Raw genomic sequence first — 4220 nt, 5'->3', positions numbered from 1 at the left:
GATCACAACGGCGGGGCGGGCACAGTTGAGTGCCGAAATGATCAGTTGTGAGCAAGAACACAGTAGGCGGGATATATCGCACCTGATCGATGAACAGGTTGAGACACCCTGAAAGGCCACCGTTGGGCACTTCAAAGCTCCCTGGAAAGGGAGTTCGAGACACAGGTGGCCCCAGTAGGGCTTTTAAGCCATTTTGTTATGGATCAGAGCTTACTCCCCCGTCTGATTTTTTGGGACCGTTTCAATTAACAGCTGTAAAGTCACGGCAATCGGTTAACATACTCTTCTATTGCGGCTAAAAGCTGCAGTACGTCTTTCTGAAAGACTTCACCGATATTGCCAATCCGGAAACAATCGGCGCTGGATACTTTACCTGGGTAGATCACGAAACCTTTATTTTTTAAAAAGTCATAGAAGGTTTTGAAGCTGTAATCTGCTGCCTGTGGCGAGTAAAAAGAGGTGATGACAGGGGAATGTAATTCATCGGGCAGCAGGGCGGTGAAACCCAGTTTCCTCATACCTTGAACCAGAGTTTTCTGGTTGTCACTGTAGCGCTTATGACGTTGCACAACGCCGCCTTCAATTTCCAGCTCCAGCAATGCCTGGTGGAAGGCCCTGACTGTGTGCGTGGGGGAGGTGAAACGCCACTTTCCTTTGTTGTCTTCCATGTGTCGCCACTGATCATAAAGGTCGAGGCTAAGTGAGCGTGCTCGACCTTCGCACTGCGCCAGCTCTGCCTGTTTGGCGATAACAAAGCCAAAACCGGGCACTCCTTGAATACACTTGTTGGCGGAGCTGATCATAAAGTCGACGCCAAGCTCTCCAATATCCATGGGAATGCCACCAAAGCTGGACATGGCATCAAGAATAACCCGTTTACTGAACTGTCTGGCTAAAGCTGTCACTTCTTCAATAGGATTAAGCATTCCTGTGGTGGTCTCACAGTGAACCACCGCAACATGAGTGATGGCGCTATCCTGTTCCAGTGCGCGCTGTAGTTCGGTCAGATTTGGTGGTTCGGTTTCGGGACTTTTCAGTACATGACAGGGTATATTTAGATATCGGGCAATTTGAACCATCCTGGCCCCGTAAGCACCATTATCGATGACCAATAACTTCCCGTCACTCGGAATGACACTGCCAATCGTTGCTTCGACGGATGCCGTACCACTGCCTTGCATCAGCGCACAGGTATAACCGGGTTGTCTGGTGGCAATGGTGACCAGTTTGCCGCGAATAGCTTCAACCACGCCTTTGTTGTAGTCATCATCCCAGGTGCACCAGTCCTTCAGCATGGCCTGTTTCACTGTCATTGAGGTTGACAGAGGACCCGGGGTTAGCAACACATAGTGCCCGTTTTGTTGTTCATTCATCTTGATGATTCCTTTATTTTCTGCTCGTCACCGGGTTAAGGGCGCTCACCCCTGTGAATCCGCGACGCTATAAGACTGACAATTTTGGGCAGGTCCTCAATGCTGTCGATGACATAGTGTGCCCCCGCCTGATAGAGGGCGGAATAAGCCTGCGCCAGCAGTGCCTGTTGCTTGTTTGCAGGGCAGCTTGCCCACTCACTTTCTGTCAGGCCGACGATATTGCCTGTTTTTGCCAGACCAACTGTCCACATTCCGGCATTCAAGCCTTCGGCGATCCCGGGGATGGCATCATCGACTTTAATCGTTCTGCGTACTGAAGAAACACCCAGTTGATTGACGTTTTCCAGTGCCATCCAAGGGCCCGGCCTGGAACCCGCTTGCAAATCATCGGCGGCGACAATGCAGTCCGGGCGATAGCCGTTATCTGCTGCTATCGGGGCCAATACGTCCATAATTTCCCGTGGGTAACCAGAACAACTGCCTATTTTGATACCGGCTTCCCGAAGCCAGGCGACTGTCTCAAGGGCGCCCGGAATCATCTCTGCGTGTTCGATCACCTTTTGCTTTTGCAGCGGCATAAAGGTTTGGTAGATGTAGTCAATTTGCTCAGTGGTCATTGCACCACCAAATTTGTGGGACCATCTTTCATTGACCGATGGCAGCTTCCCCAGTGCTTCAATGTGTTGCCACTTACCCATGCCCATTGGTTGACGGGCTTCATCGAGACTGATGTCAAAGTCAAAAGCCTGTTTGAACGCCTGCACAAAGATGGTTGTTGGTGCAACTGAGCCAAAGTCAACTACGGTGCCAGCCCAATCGAAGATGACACATTCAATTTGATTCATGTTTTAAGTTCTCACTAAGGTAGCTGTGTCTGCATAAGCAGCGATAGCTTTTGATGGTGTTTTAGAAACAATTTGGGAAAAGTAGTACCAGGAGCCAAGGATCAACAGGGTGGTAGCACTGACAACGACATAAGTGGTGTTGATAAAGAACTCTAACCAGGACAGGTCGGCTTGACCAAATACTCTGAACAGCATGATGCCAACACTCCCCAGGTATCCAGCCGAGTCAGCCAGGTACATGACAAATCCGGCATTTGCCGTCACCTGAAGAGAGGCTATCATCCGGTCAAACATAAAACAGTTAAAAGGGATGTAGGCAGTATAAAGACCTGCACCTAAGGCAATCATCCAGACCTTTGCGTCAATCAGGTTCGACTGGAACAGGAATGTCGCCAGGCCGACGGTGCCCACGCCCATCAAAATAACCAGGTGATTAGCATAAAAGGCTTTAGTGTTGCATTTGATCAAGCTCATTAAGGCAAGTGCGATCAGTACAAAGAAAGCAACCCGGACGCCAATATAAGCAAAGATGCCGACATCATTTCCATAACCAAGGGCAGCCCACAGTTCAGATTCAAAATTATCCCTGAAGTCCCGAATACCGGTAAGCAACATAAACGCCAACACTAACATAATGATGCCAGGGGCGAACTTGAGAAAGAACTTACGACGTTCATGCTTATCCATAGGTTGGCGACGTTGTCGCGCATCTACATCCTGCTGATTGGGTGCCGGGATGCGGGATAAGCCGATCACTGAGGCGATCAGCAGCGGGGTAAACAGCGCCCCGGCCGCTGCTGGCATCCAGAGTTCAGGCACACCCATATCGACAATCAGCCATTGTCCGACCGTTCTCACCCAGCCTGAAGCGACAATAAAGGTCACGCCCAGGCAGGCACCCAGTAACTCCGTGGTTCTTCGGCCTTCCACAAATCCGAATACCAGGCCCCAGATCATGCCCAGAGGAAGTCCATTCAGAAACAGCCAAATCAGGTTATACGGAGCAGGCGTCAGTGGAAAAAGCACCAAAGCCAACAGAGCCATCATGAGTAAGATAAAAATGGCCAATGCGCGGTTATCCCGAGTCATCTCGGATACCACTTTTATCCCAATGAACTTTGACAACATGTAGCCAAGAACCTGGGCGATGACCATAGCGACTTTGAAATCGAGGGCGAATTGCCAACCGGATACATGGTCATAACTACCAGCGGTAAAGGGTTTTCTGAACGCATAGGCACAGAGATAAGTCATGAAAGCCGCAGCGGCTATAAACAGTGTAAACAGAACTTCTTGACGATTTAACTTTGGCAAGCGCCTGCACAGTTCGGCAATTCTAATAATTAGCATGGGAAAACCAAATGTACGACTCAGTTGGTTGTTGGTAGCGCTCCACATTACAAATGTTTTATGACAGAAAAGTTTCGTGTGGATGAACTTTTTGTTATTTCTCCAACACCGCTTCCCCACGGTTTTGACCGCACGATGTGACATAGATGCCGAATGGATAGTAACCGGCGTACCTTTTGATCTTGCCACCACCGTCGGCAGGAGCGGCAGTCGTTTTGGCCCGAAAGTGATACGCAGGGCATCGGTTAATCTTGCCTGGGAATCCCCGCGCTGGCCCTGGGGGGCAGGTTAAGTGATTACCTGTTAATAGCCGACTGTGGTGATCTGGTTTTTGAACGGGGTAATGCCAGCGATCTTTGCATGGTCTCCAGAGATTTAAAAAAACTTTTGCTTCTCTCTTTTATTTCCTGAATCTGTTCATCTGTCAGCTCTTCAGCCTCAATAAATAAATTTTCCAGTCGTGAGTCAATAATTCCACATAAAAACAGGTATTCCCGTTTGGGGTTGGTCAGATTTCCGGCAATCATCGGTATAACTTTCTGACCAACAATGTCTGCATCCGCATTGCTCAGTAATTTACGCCAGGGCTTTTGAGAGTGAAGTGGTTATAGTTTTCCGGACACACAAGCACGGGTAATATCAAAGCCCCTTA

General features: G+C 49.2%; 5 protein-coding genes. 1 reads left to right on the top strand and 4 read right to left on the bottom strand.

Features of this window, described 5'->3' with window-relative positions:
* Nucleotides 1–260: 260 nt before the first annotated feature.
* From phnW to KDK13_RS10820, 3 genes are read right to left on the bottom strand one after another with little or no spacing between them, the layout of a single operon-like run.
* Entirely contained in the window at nt 261–1373 is a 1113-nt protein-coding gene (gene phnW, locus KDK13_RS10830) for a 2-aminoethylphosphonate--pyruvate transaminase (RefSeq protein ID WP_257284984.1), read from the bottom strand.
* Between the two features lie 35 nt (nt 1374–1408).
* A complete protein-coding gene (gene phnX, locus KDK13_RS10825; RefSeq protein WP_257284983.1) occupies nt 1409–2218 on the bottom strand; it encodes a phosphonoacetaldehyde hydrolase in 810 nt (269 codons plus the stop codon).
* A 3-nt stretch (nt 2219–2221) separates the two neighbouring features.
* Entirely contained in the window at nt 2222–3568 is a 1347-nt protein-coding gene (locus tag KDK13_RS10820; protein ID WP_257284982.1) for a DUF5690 family protein, read from the bottom strand.
* Between the two features lie 82 nt (nt 3569–3650).
* Between KDK13_RS10820 and KDK13_RS10815 the strand changes: the two genes are divergently transcribed.
* Nucleotides 3651–3860, top strand: coding sequence for an arginase family protein (locus tag KDK13_RS10815; protein ID WP_257284981.1), 210 nt, complete (start codon nt 3651–3653; stop codon nt 3858–3860).
* 4 nt (nt 3861–3864) lie between these two features.
* Here KDK13_RS10815 and KDK13_RS10810 read toward each other — a convergent pair whose 3' ends face one another.
* Nucleotides 3865–4095, bottom strand: coding sequence for a hypothetical protein (locus KDK13_RS10810; protein WP_257284980.1), 231 nt, complete (start codon nt 4093–4095; stop codon nt 3865–3867).
* Nucleotides 4096–4220 lie beyond the last annotated feature (125 nt).

The sequence above is a fragment of the Endozoicomonas sp. SESOKO1 genome (assembly GCF_024606265.1).
Taxonomy (GTDB): domain Bacteria; phylum Pseudomonadota; class Gammaproteobacteria; order Pseudomonadales; family Endozoicomonadaceae; genus Endozoicomonas.
Note: the sequence above shows the minus strand (reverse complement) of the source record. Positions and strands in the feature narration are given on the sequence as shown.